The following is a 15944-nucleotide window of genomic DNA, read 5'->3' as shown; positions in this document are numbered from 1 at the left end:
CGGAAGGAAGTCGGTTGCGTGCATTCTAGAGGCACTCCGACTGACGAAGCCAATCGCGGCAATGGCGCATGGCGAGCACCAGATACTTGCCCACCGAGCTTTCCGAGACCCCGAGGCGCAGGGCGATCTGGGCGTGGGTCAGGCCTTCCAGACGGCTGAGCAGCAACGCCAAGCGGGCGTTGCTGGGCAAATGCTGCAGGGCATGGTCGAGTTGCTCGATGGCCTCGGCAGCCAAAAACGTGCGCTCCGGCGAGGCGATGGGATCGCAGGGCTCCTCGTCCGGCTCCTCGACCTGCAACGCACAATAGCGCCGTTCCTGGCGCAGGCGGTCGATGGCCAGATTGCCCGCGACGCGGAACACGAACGCGCGAGGTTCGAGAATCTGCGCGGTGTCTGCCAACCCGGCCAGGCGTACGTAGGTGTCCTGGGCCACGTCGGCCGCCTTCTCCACATTCCCCAGGCGCCGCGCCAGAAAGGCCAGCAGGTCGGCATAGTGCTCCTGAAAGACCATCAGCAAAGGGTTGGAATTGGGTGACACGGACATTCGCACGGCCCCGGCGGTTGAGGGCCGCATCCTATCCCAATTGAGAACCCTTATCATCAGAATGGCGGATGATAATGAAAATAATTTCAATCTGGACGGCAAGGTTTGCCCTGCTCGGTCGTCGTTGGAGAGAGAACCCTGATTCTCGGGCATTTCATCTCCATTCGATAACGGACGTTTCAGATGCAGGCACGTTTTCCGCACTTCGCTCCCGCCGCCGGTCGCACCCTGACCCTGGCGCTGATGCTGGCCATGACGACCGGCTTGCCGATGCTTTCACTTTCGGCACAAGCGGCCGAAGCCAGCACGGCGCTGGACCTGCAATCGGTCGAGCAGTCGCTGGACCAGGCATTGACCCGGTTGGCGGACCAGGCCAACGTGCGGTTGATCTTCAACTCGGCGGACGTGGCCAACCTGCGTGCTCCTGCCTTGAAGGGCCGGTACACCCTCGGCCAGGCCATGGAAATCCTGCTGCGCGGCAGCGGCTTCACCTGGCAACTGCTGGACGAGCGCACCCTGGTGCTGCAGAAACTGCCCGCCCGCGATGACCCGGCCATGGCCCTGGGCGCCACCACCGTCAATGCCATGAACGATCTGGGCAGCACCACCGATGGCACTGGTTCCTACACCACCGGCAGCAGCAGTACCGCCGCCAAGCTCAATCTGAGCCTGAAGGAAACCCCGCAGACCGTCAGCGTGGTGACCCGTCAGTTGATGGACGACAAGAAGCTCACCAGCCTGGACAAAGTGCTCGAACAGACTCCGGGCATCACCTTCCAGTACCGCAACTTCGGCGGCCACGTGTACACCTCTCGCGGGTTCTCCCTGCTAGCTGAAAGCTTTCTGGTCGACGGCGTTCCCGGTCAGGGTTATCAGATCACCGGCTGGATGAAGCCCGACACCGCCATCTACGATCGCGTCGAGGTCCTGCGCGGCGCGAGCGGTCTGTTGGTGGGGGCCGGCGAGCCCGGCGGTGCGGTGAATCTGGTGCGCAAACGCCCGACCGCCGAACCGCGGCTGACGGTTCAGGCCAGTGCCGGATCCTGGGACCGTTACCGCATGGACCTGGACGCCAGCGGCAAGCTCAACGATGCCGGCAACGTACGCGGACGGCTGGTCACCGCCTACGAAGACAACGGTTCCTACCTGGACGAGCGCAACACGCGCACGCCGCTGGTGTACGGCATCGTCGAGGCCGATCTCGACCCCGACACCACGGTAAGCCTGAGCCTGCGTCATCAGCAGAACGTCATCAACGGCTATTCGATCTACGGCCTGCCGCGCTACAGCAACGGCAACGCGCTGGACATATCCCGCTCCACCTCCCTGGTGCAGGACTGGAACCGCCACGAAAGCGAGATGAGCGAGGCGTTCGCCGAAATCGAACATCGCTTCAATGAGCGCTGGTCGAGCACCACTTCGGTGACGGTGTCCCAAGGCAGCTTCGATCAGCAGATCGCCTACGCGCGCCGGGCCATCAGCCCGGTGACCAATACCGGCTCGGTGTTCCAGGCGGCGCTGTTCCGCCAGGACGAAGTGACCAGCACCGGGCTGGACAGCCATGTCAGCGGCAACTTCGATGCCTTCGGCCTGACCCACGACATTACCGTGGGCGGCACCTGGTCGCGCCAGGAAGCCAATACCCAGCAGGCCACCGCCAGCCTGCGCAACCAGCCGCTGAACATCTTCGACGTGGATCACCACGCCATCGCCAAGCCCGCCCGGCCGGCCTGGACCACGGACATCGACATGACCGAGGAGCGTGCGGGCCTGTACGCCAACTCCCGGCTGCGCCTGAGCGAGCCGCTGAGCCTGGTGCTCGGCGGTCGCGCGAGCTGGTACGACTACACCTACGACATCAAGCGCGGCGCCGCCCTGCCCTATGAGTCCAAGGTGACGCGCAAGGTCACGCCCTACGCCGGGCTGATCTACGACATCAACGATGACTGGTCGTGGTACGCCAGCTACGCGGAAATCTTCAACGCTCAGGGCAACTACGTCGACACCCGCGGCACACCGCTCTCCCCGTCCGAGGGTGACAACTACGAGACCGGCATCAAAGGCGCCCTGTTCGACAACCGCCTGAACCTGTCGATGGCGCTGTTCTACATCAAGCAGACCGACGTCGCCCTGGTGGACCTGGCCAACACCAACTGCACCAGCAACGACTCCGAGGGCACCTGCTACGTCAATGGCACCATCAAGCGCAGCAAGGGCATCGACCTGGAGGCCAGCGGCGAGATCCTGCCGGGCTGGCAAGTGTTCGGCGGCTACACCTTCAATCTGCTGCGCAACAACACCGAGAACGTCGAAGTCGCCTACGAGACGCCCAAGCACATGCTGCGCCTGCAGACCAGCTACAACCCGTCCGGCACCTGGGACCGGCTGACCGTCGGTGGTGGCGTCTCGGCGCAGTCCTATTACAAGGCGTCGTCGACCACGGGGCTCGATTTCGGCAGCCAGGGCTACGCTATCTGGGATGCCCGCGTGGCCTGGAAGCTGGACGACCACTGGCGGGTGCAACTCAACGCCGAGAACCTGTTCGACAAGCGCTACTACACCACCGCCGTGGCGGTGGACCGTTCGAACGTGTTCGGCGAGCCGCGCAGCTACATGCTGACCTTGCGAGGCGATTTCTGATCGCATCGGTGCGGGACGCATCGCAGTGAAGGGCTCGCTGCGCCGGTCGATGGCCTGGCTGCACACCTGGTGTGGCCTGGTGTGCGGCTGGGTGCTGTGCGTGATCTTCCTCACCGGCTCGCTGAGCGTGTTCCGCGAGCCCATCACGCGTTGGATGGAGGCGCAGCCAATCGCTACGTCCGAGGCTGGCGCGTCGATGAACGAAGGGCTGGCCGCATCCCAGGCGCAGCGCTACCTCGCGACACATGCCTCGGGCGCACGGCTGTGGCGGGTGCAGTTGCCGGCGCATCCGGGTGAAGCGGTGCGCCTGCTCTGGCGGGACGGCAGCGGCACCCGGCAGATCGCCCTCGATCCGGCGACCGGCACACCGTTACCGCCGGCAGCGCTGCGCCAGACCGAAGGGGGGCGACATTTCATGTCGTTCCACTACATGCTGCAACTGCCGGTGCTGGGGTTCTGGATCGTTGGCGCACTGACCGTCGGCTTTCTGGTGGCGCTGGTCTCCGGGGTGGTCATCCACCGGCGCCTCTTCGCCGACTTCTTTACCTTCCGGCCCGGTACCGGCCCGCGTGCCTGGCTCGATGCGCACAACGCCGCGGCCGTACTGACGCTGCCGTTCCTGCTGATGATCGCCTACACCGGGCTGTGCATCTTCGGCAACAGCTACATGCCCTGGCCCGTGCAAGCGGTATACGGTTCGGACGATGGCGCCTATGCACGCTTCACTTCCGAACTCGCCGCCGAACCGACCGTGGTCCGCCCCGTGGCGCAGCCGGCCGGCGCTGCGCCGGGCTGGGCAGCGCTGCTGGACCAGGCGCGCACGCTGACCGGGCAACCGGCGCAGATGATACTGGTAAACGGGCCCGGCGCTGCCAATGCGAGCCTACGCATCATCGGCCGTGCGGACCCGGGGCAGCCTGCAGACCACCTGTTCACGCCCCAGGCCAGCGTGCTGTTCGACGCGGCCAGCGGAGGCGTGTTGCAGGTCCGGCGGCCAGACCCGGCCAGCCTGTCCTTGGGTACCCGGATCGAAGGCGTGGTGCGCTCCCTGCACTTCGCCGATTTCGGCAGCTGGGCACTGCGCTGGGTGTACTTCGCCAGCGGCCTGCTGGGCACATCGATGATGGTGGCAGGTACGCTGCTGTTCTCGATCAAGCGACGCATCAAGGGCCAGCACGAATTTGGCGATGCTACGCGACGCTTCTACCACTGCGTCGAAGCTTTCAATGTGGCGTGCAGCGTCGGCATCGGGATGGCGTGCTGTGGTTACTTCTACGCCAACCGCCTGCTGCCGTTCGAGTTACCGGACCGTGCTCAGTGGGAAATACGCGCCTTTGTGCTGATCTGGGCGGCGACCTTGCTGCACGCGCTGTGTCGGCCACGCCTGCGGGCATGGACCGAGCAACTGGGCCTGACCGCGCTGCTGTGTCTGTGCCTGCCGCTGCTCAACCAATGGACCACGGGCCAGGCGTTGTGGCTCTACGCACGCGTCGGCGACTGGCAACGGGCGAGCGTGGAAGCGGTGTGCCTGGGCTTGGGTGCGTTGCTGATAAATATCCTGGTGAAGCTGCGCCGGCACCGGTTGCGCCAGGGCTTGGTGCGCTAGGCCGATGGATGCCGATTCAAGCGGGGCAAAAGCGTATACCCTATACGCTCAATCCTTCGAATGACCCAGTGACGTGGCCCAGACCAAACTCAACGCGCCGGACCTCGGCAACTCGCCCTCGACCTCGGAGATCATCACCCGGCACCTGCGCGACGCGATCGTCGCCGGGCATTTTGCCGAGGACGAGCCGATCCGGCAGGACGACATCGCGCGCCAGTTCAATGTCAGCAAGATCCCGGTCCGCGAGGCGCTCAAGCGTCTGGAAGCCGAAGGCCTGGTGATGTTCCAGCGCAATCGCGGGGCGATGGTCACGCGGTTGTCGGACGCCGAACTGGCGCAGTTATTCGAGGTGCGCATGCTGCTGGAAGACAAAGTGCTGCGCCTGGCCATCCCAAACATGACCGAGGCGACCTTCAGCCGCGCCGAGAGCATCTGCCGCGAGTTCATCGGTGAAGACGACGTGGGTCGCTGGGCAGAGCTGAACTGGGAGCTGCATGTCTGCCTGTACGAGCCTGCCCAGCGTCCGTTCCTGGTGGGCCTGATTCGCTCGGTCAACGACAAGCTGGAGCGTTACCTGCGCATGCAGATGAGCTTGTCGGCCGGCAAGGATCGCGCAGACCACGAGCACCGGGAGATCCTCCAGGCATGCCGCGAGGGCGATGTCGAGCGTGCCGTACGCCTGCTCGACGAACACATTGCCGGTGTCTGCCAGACCCTCTTCGAGCACCTGCCGAGCGCGCGCTGAGCGCGTCTGCTGGTAGCCACCCTTCGCATCGGACACTGTGCCGAATTCGTCATGGGCATGAGCTAAATCGCTCAAGCCCGACGGCTTCATCTGCGCCACCCTAGGGTTCACTGAACCAACTCGACAGGTGGCCCGATGAACCGCATTGAAGTGATCGACTCGCATACCGGGGGTGAGCCCACACGTCTGGTGATCGAGGGTTTCCCGGATCTCGGCACGGGCACCATGGCCGAGCGCAGGCAACTGCTGGCCCAAAGGCACGATGCCTGGCGGGCCGCCTGCGTGCTGGAGCCGCGCGGCAGCGATGTGCTGGTAGGTGCGCTGTTGTGCACACCAGTGGACCCCAACGCCTGCGCAGGGGTGATCTTCTTCAACAACACCGGCTATTTAGGCATGTGCGGCCACGGCACCATCGGGCTGATCGCCTCGCTGGCGCATCTGGGCCGGATCGGCCCGGGCGTGCATGCCGTCGAAACCCCAGTGGGTACCGTCCAGGCGACATTGCATGAGGACGGTTCGGTCAGCGTGCGCAACGTGCCCGCCTATCGCTACCGCAAGGACGTAGCGCTGCAGGTGCCGGGTATCGGCGCGGTGATCGGCGACATCGCCTGGGGTGGCAACTGGTTCTTTCTGGTGGCCGAGCATGGGCTGGCGGTTGCCGGGGACAACCTCGAAGCCCTGACTGCCTACACCGTCGCCGTGCAGCAGGCACTTGAGGATCAAGGCATACGCGGTGAAGACGGCGGCCCGATCGACCATATCGAATTGTTCGCCGAAGACGATGACGCCGACAGCCGCAACTTCGTGCTGTGCCCCGGCAAGGCCTACGATCGCTCGCCCTGTGGCACGGGGACCAGTGCCAAACTGGCGTGCCTGGCGGCCGACGGCAAGCTGCAGCCTGGCCAGATCTGGCGTCAGGCCAGTGTCATCGGCAGCACGTTCGAAGGGTCCTACGAGCCGCTGGAGCCGAGCGCCGATGGGCGGGTGGTGCCGACCATTCGTGGGCAGGCGTATGTGAGTGCCGAAGCCACGCTGATCTTGCACGGTAACGACCCTTTCGCCTGGGGCATTCGCCTGTGAGCACCCAGGCCGTGGCGGACGCCATCGTGATCGGCGCGGGCATCGTCGGCGCCGCCTGCGCCCAGGCGCTCGCCAAACGCGGCCTGAACGTTCAGGTGCTGGACGCCGGCCAGCCCGGCGCCACGGCGGCCGGCATGGGCCACCTGCTGGTGCTCGACGACAACGCCGCCGAACTGGCGCTGAGCCAATACTCGCTCAAGCGCTGGCGCGAGATGGCCTCTGCGCTGCCGCAGGGCTGTGCGTACCGCAGCAACGGCACCCTCTGGCTGGCTGCGAACGATGAGGAAATGGTCGTTGCCGAGCACAAGTTCAAGGTGCTGCGCGAGCATGGCGAGGCGTGCGAAATCCTTGGTGCGACCGCCCTGCGCGCGCGTGAGCCGCTGTTGCGCGAGGGCCTGGAAGGCGGTCTGTTGATCAAGGGCGACGGTATCGTGTATGCACCGGCGACCGCGCAGTGGATGCTCGACCATCCCTTGATCCGCCAGCAACGCGCCACGGTCATCGAGGTGGACGGCCACCGTGTGCGCCTGGCCGACGGTCAATGGCTGAGCGCCGATCTGGTGCTGTTGGCCAATGGCATCCAAGCCACCGAGCTGTGCCCCGAGTTGCCCGTCCAGGCCAAGAAAGGTCATCTGGCGATCACCGACCGCTACCCTGCGCAGATTACCCACACGCTGGTGGAGCTGGGCTACGTCACCAGCGCCCACACCGCCAGCGGCCCTTCTACGGCCTGCAACATCCAGCCGCGCCCGACCGGGCAATTGTTCATCGGTGCTTCGCGACAATTCGGCACCACCGAGCCTGACGTCGAAGGCTGGATGCTCGCTAAAATGCTCAGGCGCGCGGCCGAGTACGTGCCTGCCCTGAACGACATGAACGTGATTCGTGCCTGGACCGGTTTCCGCGCGGCCAGCCCGGACGGCTTGCCCTTGGTGGGTGAGCATCCACAGCGTCCGGGCCTGTGGCTGGCGGTGGGTCATGAAGGCTTGGGGGTGACAACCGCGCCGGCGACCGCCGACCTGCTGGTGGCGCAACTGTTCGACGAATCGCTGCCGCTGGCCGCAGCACCGTACCTGCCACAGCGTTTTCTCGGAGCACGTGCCCATGCCTGAATTGACCGTGAATGGCCGCACACTGCGTGTGGCTGCAGGCACCAGTGTCGCAGCCGCGCTGGCGATCGCCGGTGACGGCTGCACGCGGACCTCGGTCGGCGGCCAGCGGCGTGCGCCCCTGTGCGGCATGGGCATCTGCCAGGAGTGCCGGGTCACCATCGACGGTTCTCGGCGTCTGGCGTGCCAGACGCACTGCCGCGACGGCATGCAGGTGCACACCTCATGATGAACGAACACGCCGAGGTCCTGATCATCGGTGCTGGCCCCGCAGGCCTCCATGCGGCACTGGCAGCGGCGCCCAGCGGGGCTCGCATCGTGCTGCTCGACGACAATCCGGCCCCCGGTGGGCAAATCTGGCGCGACGGGCCCCACGCCGCGCTGCCGACTCAGGTGATTCGACTGCGTGAGCGCTTGCAGGGATATGGCAATGTGCAGGTCCATACCGCCACCCGAGTGATTGCCCGGCCCGCGCCCTACCGCTTGCTGGTGGAGAACGAGGAGCGCGGCTGGATCATCGACTATGCCAAGCTGATCCTGTGTGCCGGCGCCCGTGAGCTGTTGCTGCCTTTCCCCGGCTGGACGCTGCCCGGCGTGACCGGCGCGGGAGGTTTGCAGGCTCTGGTCAAGGGCGGCCTGCCCATCGCGGGCGAGCGTGTGGTCGTCGCGGGCAGCGGTCCGTTGCTGCTGGCCAGCGCCCACACCGCGCAAAAGCAGGGCGCTCGGGTGATCCGCATCGCCGAGCAGGCCAGCACCGGCGCTGTCGCGCGCTTCGCAGCGCAGTTGCCACGCTGGCCGCACAAGGCACTGCAAGCGCTGCAACTCGGCTCAGCGGTGTATCGCAGCGACAGCTACGTACTGGCCGCGCTCGGCAGCGAACGGCTCGAAGGCGTGCGCCTGATGCAACGGGGGCGAACCGTGGAAATACCGTGTGAGCGACTGGCCTGTGGCTTCGGCCTGGTGCCCAACACGCAGTTGGGGGAGGCCCTGGGCTGTGCGTTGCAGGCCGGTGCTATTGCCGTCGATGACTGGCAGGCGACTAGCCTGGCCGATCACTTCGCCGCCGGCGAATGCACCGGTTTCGGCGGCAGCGAGCTGGCTTCGGTCGAAGGTAGCATCGCTGGGCATGCTGCGGTGGGCGATCAAGCCGCAGCCGCACGGCTTTGGTCGCAGCGCAGCCATTGGCAGGGCTTCGCCGCCGTGCTGAACCGTGCATTTACCCTGAGGCCGGCGCTCGCCACCCTGTGCGAACCGGACACACTGGTCTGCCGCTGTGAAGACGTGACCTACGCGGTCGTTCAACCGCATGGTTCCTGGCGCGAGGCCAAGCTGGCCACCCGCTGCGGAATGGGCGCCTGCCAGGGCCGGGTGTGTGGTGCTGCCACCGCGCAGCTGTTCGGCTGGCAGCCGTCCACACCCCGCCCACCCTTCAGCCCGGCCCGGATCGCGACCTTGCTCTGCATCGACGACCACCCGCCTACTTGATCCCATCGCCAGCACTTTGCGCAGCGGGCCGGGGGCACTATGCTCCGGGCGTCCTTTCCGGAGCCTGACGCCATGCTCGCCGCCCTCGTTCCTGCCAGTCCCTGCCACCTGCCCGACCTGCTGGTCAGCCTGCAACCGTTGGCGCCACTGCTCGATGCGTTAGCCGATGTGGTGTTCTTCATCAAGGACGACGCCGCCCGCTACGCCTTCGTCAACACGACCCTGGTGCAGCGTTGCGGCTTCAGGACCGGCCAGCAACTGCTGGGGTTGACTGCGGAGCAGGTGTTCCCGGCACGCTTCGGGTCGCTCTACACCGAACAGGACCGCAAGGTGCTGGGCAGTGGCCGCGCGCTGGCCAACCAATTGGAATTGCACCTCTATTTCGGCAACCAGCCGGTGTGGTGCCTGACCCACAAGATCGCCCTGCACAATGAGCAGGGCCGGATCGTTGGCCTGGCGGGCATCTCCCGCGACCTGCAACTGCCGCAATCCAACCATCCGGCGTTCCAGAAAGTGGCGGCGGTCGATGCGCACATCCGTGCCCACTACCACCGTCCGATCAGCCTCGCGGAGCTGACCGCGATCGCCGGGCTGTCGGTCGCACAGCTTGAGCGTCACTGCAAACGGATCTTCCAGCTCACGCCGCGCCAGCTCATTCACAAGGCGCGTCTGGAAGAAGCCTCGCGTCTGCTGCGCGATGAGGACCTGCCGATCACCGACATCGCCCTGCGCTGCGGCTACACCGACCACAGTGCCTTCAGCCGACAGTTCCGCGCCCTGACCCACCTGTCCCCGAGTCTGTATCGCGACAGCCACCGCTGATGTTCCGTTAGCGGGCAGTGCGGCCTTGCGAAGCTCCCTTATGTAACACCTCTCTCTTGTTAACACCTCGTAACTGCACCTGCACAAAAGCGTGATTCGCCGCTGAACGAGCACTGTCGCGGCTTCAGCGGGACTGTATCCGAAATGGGCACGCCTGTTGCATTTGAAATATCGTATACGAAATTCCATAAATCTCAGCGATCACTTAAACATCGAGGCTTCCATGAAAAAATCTGCTTTTGCCGTCGCCTTTGCCGCCGCGCTCAGTACCGCTTTCATGGCAAACGCCCAGGCCGACAAACTGGACGACATCATCGGCTCCGGCAAACTGCGCTGCGCGGTGACTCTGGACTTCCCGCCCATGGGTTTCCGCGACAGTGCCAACAAACCTGCAGGGTTCGACGTCGACTACTGCAATGACCTGGCGAAGGTACTGGGCGTGGATGCCGAAGTCGTCGAAACGCCCTTCCCGGATCGGATTCCTGCATTGGTCTCGGGACGTGCCGACGTTATCGTCGCTTCCACTTCGGACACCCTTGAGCGTGCCAAGACAGTCGGTCTCAGCGTGCCCTACTTCGCGTTCCAGATGGTGGTGCTGACCCGCGACGACACCGGCATCAACAGCTTCGAAGACCTCAAAGGCAAGGCGCTGGGCAACACCAGCGGCACCTATGAGGCCATCGCCCTGGAGAAGGATGTGAAAAGCTGGGGCAACGGCAGCTTCCGGGCCTACCAGTCGCAGAACGACACCATCCTGGCCGTCGCCCAAGGCCACATCCAGGCCACCGTTGTCACCAACACTGTGGCTGCCGCAACCCTGAAGTCGGGTAAATACAAGAACCTCAAGGTCGCCGGCAACGCACCGTACGTGATCGATTACGTGTCCCTGGGCGCCAAGCGCACCGAGTACGGGCTGCTCAACTACCTCAACCTGTTCGTCAACCAGCAAGTGCGCAGCGGCCGCTACAACGAGTTGTTCGTGAAATGGGTCGGTACCGAGATCGCGCCCACCCCACTCACCGTACCCAACGTCTACTACTGAGATGAAGACCATGCCCGGCATCGTCAGTGGCCGCTGCCTGATCGATGGCAGCGCGCAGGGCGCCCTGCTGTTCGCCGACACCGGCCTGAGCTTCTGGGGCGGGGTCGACCCCTCCAGCGGCGAGGTCATCGATCGGCACCATCCGCTCAGTGGCCAGAGCGTCGCGGGCCGGGTTCTGGCGATTCCGGGCAGTCGTGGTTCCTGCACCGGCAGCAGCGTCATGATGGAGCTGATCAGCAACGCCCACGCGCCGGCAGCGTTGGTGCTGGCTGAACCCGATGAGATTCTGACCTTGGGAGTGCTGGTGGCGCAGCACTTCTTCGGCCGCTCCCTGCCCGTGCTGTGCGTGGGACAACCCGCCTTCGACACGCTGCGCGGTCAGCCATGGGCGCGAGTCGACGGCGCATCGTTGAGCCTCTACAGCCAAGCGCAAGATGACGCTTGGCTGCCTCGCGAAGCCGAAAGCGAAAACGAAAACGAAAACGATACGGCCGACGGCGCCATCGAACTAAGCCGCCGCGACCGGGAACTGCTCGACGGCGCCCACGGCAAGGCAGCCCAGGTGGCGATGCAGATCGTCCTGCGCATGGCGCGCCTGCAGGGCGCTCGGGAACTGATCGACATTACCCAGGCGCATATCGATGGGTGCATCTACACCGGTCCCGCCAGCCTGCGTTTCGCCGAACGGTTGGTGCAATGGGGTGCCCGGGTGCAGGTACCCACCACGTTGAACGCCATCTCGGTGGACCAGCGGCGCTGGCGCGAACTGGGGATCGACCCGGCCCTTGGCGAGCCCGCGAGCGCGCTGGGCGATGCGTACATGGCCATGGGCGCGCGACTGAGCTTCACCTGCGCTCCCTATCTGCTCGACAGCGCGCCGGGCCTTGGCGAGCAGGTGGTGTGGGCCGAGTCCAACGCCGTGGTGTACGCCAACAGCGTGCTCGGCGCACGTACCTTGAAATACCCCGACTACCTCGATATCTGTATCGCCCTGACCGGCCGCGCGCCGTTGATCGGCTGCCACCTCCCGGGGCGGCGCCGGCCGCAACTGCAGATTCAGGTGCCGCCCCTGGCTGGAGCCGATGACAGCGTCTACCCGTTGCTCGGCTATCACATCGGCGGCCTGTGCGGCAGCCGTATTCCGTGGATCAGCGGTCTGCACCAGCAGCATCCTGACCTGGATGACCTGAAAGCGTTCGGCGCCGCCTTCGCCACCACCAGCGCCGCACCGATGTTCCACATCGCCGGGATCACCCCCGAAGCCCTGGACCCGGACCTCTCGAGCGGGTTATCGGAGGCACTGCCCTGCGTGTCGATCACGCCACAGGATCTCCTCGCGAGCTGGAAGGCACTCAATACCGCTCGGGACACCCAGGTGCGGATGATCTCTCTGGGCAATCCACATTTCTCCCTGAGCGAATTCGCCCGCCTGGCCGCCCTCTGCCAAGGCCGGCGCAAGCACCCGGATGTCGTGCTGGCCATCACCTGCGGCCGAGCGGTGCTGGAACAGGCCCGCGCGGCAGGTCACCTGGCCGCGCTCGAAGCGTTCGGTGCGACGCTGATCACCGACACCTGCTGGTGCATGCTCGGTGAACCGGTAGTTCCCGTGGACTGCCGCAGCCTGATGACCAACTCGGGCAAGTACGCCCATTACGCACCGGGTCTGGTCGGGCGACGGGTTCACTTCGACAGCCTGGGCGCGTGTGTCGACAGCGCGTGCAGCGGTACCCGCAGCGGTCGACCACCGGCCTGGCTGTCGCCCTTTTCTCCCGCGGAGCCTGCAGACCATGTTTGATTACACCTTTCAGTGGCGGGCTGCGTGGCGCGCCTTGCCCGACATGTTGCAGGGCGCCTGGGTGACATTCGAAACCGCGGCGCTGTCGATGGTCTTCGGTGTGCTCATCGCCTTGCTCTTGACGGTAATGCGCGCCGGCACCCACCCGGTGCTGCGCGGCTTCGGCGACGGCTGGGTGTCGATCGCACGCAATACCCCATCGCTGTTCCAGATCTACATCCTTTACTTCGGCCTGGGCTCGATGGGCCTGCACGTCAGCTCGTGGCTGGCCCTGCTGGCCGGTATCACCTTCAACAACGCCGGCTACCTGGCGGAAAACTTTCGCGGCGGCCTCAAGGCGGTGCCCGAGACGCAGATGCGCGCTGCACGGTCGCTGGGCATGAGCGCGTTCCAGGCATACCGGATGATCATCGTGCCGCAATTGCTGCGCGTGGTGTTCTACCCGCTCAGCAATCAGATGGTCTGGGCGGTTCTGATGACCTCGCTGGGTGTTGTGGTCGGTCTCAACGACGACCTCACTGGCGTCACCCAGGACTACAACGTCAAGACCTTCCGCACCTTCGAATATTTCGCCATGGCCGCGGTGCTCTATTACCTGATCGCCAAGCTGATCGTCGGCCTCGCCCGACTGTTGAGCTGGCGCCTGTTTCGCTACTGAGGAGCGGCGCATGTTCTCTACCAGCCTCACCGCGACAGACCTGATGTACATGCTCGACGGCGCCTGGATCACCCTGCAACTGACGTTCTGGGCAATCCTGTTGGGTTCGTTCGTCGGTTTGCTGTGTGGCCTGCTAAGGGCTTTGCTGCCGCGTGCCAGCCTGCCGCTGGCCTGGGTGCTGGACGTGTTCCGCAGCGTGCCGCTGCTGATTCAGTTCGTCCTGCTCAATTCGTTCAAAAGCATTGCCGGGCTGAACATCAGCGCCTTCAGCGTCGGCTGCCTGGTGCTGGGGGTGTACGCCGCAGCGTACTTCACCGAGATCGTACGCAGTGGCGTGCTGGCCGTGTCGCCGTCGGTGCGCCGCGCCAGCCGCTCGCTGGGCCTGAGCTACTGGCAGGACCTGCGCTACATCGTCCTGCCGATGGCCACCCGAGTGGCCTTCCCCGGCTGGCTCAACCTGGTGCTCGGGGTCATGAAGGACACCGCACTGGTGATGTGGATCGGCATCGTCGAACTGCTGCGCGCATCGCAGACCATCGTCACGCGCATACAGGAGCCGCTGCTGGTGCTGTGCATCGCCGGCCTCATCTATTACGTCATGAGCCTGGTAGTCGCACGCCTGGGCGCTCGTCTGGAAAGAAGGTGGCAGGAAAATGATTGAGATCGACAACGTACACAAATCCTTCGGCGAACTGGAGGTCATCAAGGGCGTCAGCCTGACGGTGAGCAAGGGTGAGGTGGTGTCGATCATCGGTGGCTCGGGTTCGGGCAAGTCCACCCTGCTGATGTGCATCAATGGCCTTGAACCGATCCAGAAAGGCAGCATTCGGGTCGATGGCGTCGAGGTTCATGAGCGCAGCACCGATCTCAACCGGCTGCGCCAACGCATTGGCATCGTCTTTCAGCAGTGGAATGCGTTTCCCCACCTGACGGTGCTGGAGAACGTGATGCTGGCGCCGCGCAAGGTGCTGGGCAAGAGTCGAGAGCAGGCCGAGGCGCTGGCCGTCCAGCAGTTGACCCATGTTGGCCTGGGCGACAAGTTCAACACCTTTCCCGGCAAGCTGTCGGGTGGCCAGCAGCAGCGCATGGCGATTGCCCGGGCGCTGGCCATGTCGCCGGACTACATGCTGTTCGACGAGGCCACCTCGGCGCTCGATCCGCAGTTGGTCGGCGAAGTGCTCGACACCATGCGCATGCTGGCCGAAGACGGCATGACCATGGTGCTGGTGACCCACGAGATTCGGTTTGCCCGTGATGTATCCGATCGTGTCGCTTTCTTTCGCAACGGCCTGGTGCATGAGATCGGCAGCCCGGATCAGGTCATTGGCAATCCCCTGCAGCCGGAAACGGCTGCGTTCTTGAAGTCGGTCAAATAGCCTCAAGCAGGCGATAGCTGACTTGCAACAACCGGCTTCATCAATACCGCTCACTTAAACCGTATACGAAATACTTAATCCCTGGAGACATTCTAATGAGTAAGCGCATTAACTGGAGTGGCGTATTCCCGGCCGTCACCACTCAATTCAACGATGACTTTTCCATCAACCTGGAGAAGACCCACCAGGTGATTTCCAACGTGATCCGCGACGGCGTGTCCGGGTTGGTGGTCTGTGGTTCGGTGGGCGAAAACACCTCGCTGACCGCCGAGGAAAAGATCGCGGTTACAGAGGTGGCCGTGGACGCCTCCGGTGGCCGAGTACCGGTCATCTGCGGCGTGGCCGAGTTCACCAGCGTCGCTGCCGCGAAAACGGCCAACGCCGTGCGCAAGGCCGGAGTCGATGGCGTCATGTTGATGCCAGCGCTGGTGTACGGCTCGAAACCCTTCGAAACCGCCGAGCACTTTCGCTACGTGGCCAGGCATGCCGACGCGCCGCTGATGGTCTACAACAACCCGCCGATCTACAAGAACGACGTCACTGCCGAGATCCTCATCTCTCTGGCCGACTGCGACAACGTGGTGTGCTTCAAGGACTCGTCTGGCGATACCCGACGCTTCATCGACGTGCGCAACGAGGTAGGCGACCGTTTCGTGCTGTTCGCCGGGCTCGATGACGTCGTCCTGGAGAGCATCGCAGTGGGCGCCGAAGGCTGGGTGTCGGGCATGTCCAACGTCTTCCCGCAGGAAGGCGAAACCATCTTCCGCCTGGCCAAGGCCGGACGCTTCGCCGAGGCCATGGAAATCTACCAGTGGCTGATGCCGATCCTGCACTTGGACGCCCGTGCGGACCTGGTGCAATGCATCAAACTGTGCGAAGCCATCATGGGTCGCGGCAGCGCTCTGACCCGCCCGCCGCGCCTGGCCCTGCCGGAGGAAGACCGCCTGTTCGTCGAGCGCATCATGGCCAAGGCCTTGGCCAACCGCCCCACCCTGCCCGACGTCGGTCTCTGAGTCACGCCCGGGCCAGGTGGCTTGCCTGC

The 15944-nt window shown here is 64.7% G+C and carries 15 protein-coding genes; 14 read left to right on the top strand and 1 reads right to left on the bottom strand.

What is annotated here, in order from left to right:
• Positions 1-25 precede the first annotated feature (25 nt).
• Positions 26-544, bottom strand: coding sequence for a sigma-70 family RNA polymerase sigma factor (locus tag QMX89_RS01720; protein WP_049859273.1), 519 nt, complete (start codon positions 542-544; stop codon positions 26-28).
• 183 nt (positions 545-727) lie between these two features.
• Between QMX89_RS01720 and QMX89_RS01715 the strand changes: the two genes are divergently transcribed.
• The 14 genes from QMX89_RS01715 (at position 728) to QMX89_RS01650 (ending at position 15915) form a co-directional block, all read left to right on the top strand.
• On the top strand, positions 728-3184 hold the full coding sequence (locus QMX89_RS01715) for a TonB-dependent receptor (RefSeq protein WP_282346258.1): 2457 nt from the start codon (positions 728-730) through the stop codon (positions 3182-3184).
• 25 nt (positions 3185-3209) lie between these two features.
• The gene (locus QMX89_RS01710; protein WP_282346256.1) at positions 3210-4790 is read left to right on the top strand and encodes a PepSY-associated TM helix domain-containing protein; all 1581 of its coding nucleotides are present in this window, start codon (positions 3210-3212) and stop codon (positions 4788-4790) included.
• Between the two features lie 73 nt (positions 4791-4863).
• A complete protein-coding gene (locus QMX89_RS01705; RefSeq protein ID WP_192066014.1) occupies positions 4864-5535 on the top strand; it encodes a GntR family transcriptional regulator in 672 nt (223 codons plus the stop codon).
• 135 nt (positions 5536-5670) lie between these two features.
• A complete protein-coding gene (locus QMX89_RS01700) occupies positions 5671-6615 on the top strand; it encodes a 4-hydroxyproline epimerase (protein ID WP_282346250.1) in 945 nt (314 codons plus the stop codon).
• On the top strand, positions 6612-7727 hold the full coding sequence (locus QMX89_RS01695) for an FAD-dependent oxidoreductase (RefSeq protein WP_282346248.1): 1116 nt from the start codon (positions 6612-6614) through the stop codon (positions 7725-7727). The genes QMX89_RS01700 and QMX89_RS01695 overlap by 4 nt, the downstream gene beginning before the upstream one ends.
• Positions 7720-7953 carry a (2Fe-2S)-binding protein gene (locus QMX89_RS01690; protein ID WP_056842963.1) on the top strand — a complete coding sequence of 78 codons (234 nt, stop codon included), beginning with the start codon at positions 7720-7722 and terminating at the stop codon, positions 7951-7953. The genes QMX89_RS01695 and QMX89_RS01690 overlap by 8 nt, the downstream gene beginning before the upstream one ends.
• Positions 7953-9209: an FAD/NAD(P)-binding oxidoreductase gene (locus QMX89_RS01685; protein ID WP_282346331.1), complete on the top strand. Its 1257-nt coding sequence runs from the start codon at positions 7953-7955 to the stop codon at positions 9207-9209. Before QMX89_RS01690 ends, QMX89_RS01685 begins: the two co-directional genes overlap by 1 nt.
• Positions 9210-9248: 39 nt before the next feature.
• Positions 9249-10031 (top strand): AraC family transcriptional regulator, encoded by a 783-nt coding sequence (locus QMX89_RS01680; protein ID WP_134721063.1) that lies wholly within the window; start codon positions 9249-9251, stop codon positions 10029-10031.
• Between the two features lie 277 nt (positions 10032-10308).
• The gene (locus QMX89_RS01675; RefSeq protein ID WP_282346329.1) at positions 10309-11073 is read left to right on the top strand and encodes a transporter substrate-binding domain-containing protein; all 765 of its coding nucleotides are present in this window, start codon (positions 10309-10311) and stop codon (positions 11071-11073) included.
• A gap of 10 nt (positions 11074-11083) precedes the next feature.
• The gene (locus tag QMX89_RS01670; RefSeq protein WP_282346328.1) at positions 11084-12868 is read left to right on the top strand and encodes an aconitase family protein; all 1785 of its coding nucleotides are present in this window, start codon (positions 11084-11086) and stop codon (positions 12866-12868) included.
• Entirely contained in the window at positions 12861-13526 is a 666-nt protein-coding gene (locus tag QMX89_RS01665) for an amino acid ABC transporter permease (protein WP_282346244.1), read from the top strand. Before QMX89_RS01670 ends, QMX89_RS01665 begins: the two co-directional genes overlap by 8 nt.
• 10 nt (positions 13527-13536) lie before the next feature.
• Positions 13537-14187, top strand: a complete 651-nt coding sequence (locus QMX89_RS01660; protein ID WP_282346242.1) for an amino acid ABC transporter permease — start codon at positions 13537-13539, stop codon at positions 14185-14187.
• A complete protein-coding gene (locus QMX89_RS01655) occupies positions 14180-14902 on the top strand; it encodes an amino acid ABC transporter ATP-binding protein (RefSeq protein ID WP_049859262.1) in 723 nt (240 codons plus the stop codon). The genes QMX89_RS01660 and QMX89_RS01655 overlap by 8 nt, the downstream gene beginning before the upstream one ends.
• Before the next feature lie 95 nt (positions 14903-14997).
• Positions 14998-15915 carry a dihydrodipicolinate synthase family protein gene (locus QMX89_RS01650; RefSeq protein WP_282346238.1) on the top strand — a complete coding sequence of 306 codons (918 nt, stop codon included), beginning with the start codon at positions 14998-15000 and terminating at the stop codon, positions 15913-15915.
• Positions 15916-15944 lie beyond the last annotated feature (29 nt).

The organism is Pseudomonas sp. PS01301, assembly GCF_029960215.1.
Classification (GTDB): Bacteria; Pseudomonadota; Gammaproteobacteria; order Pseudomonadales; family Pseudomonadaceae; genus Aquipseudomonas; species Aquipseudomonas coleopterorum.
Note: the sequence above shows the minus strand (reverse complement) of the source record. Positions and strands in the feature narration are given on the sequence as shown.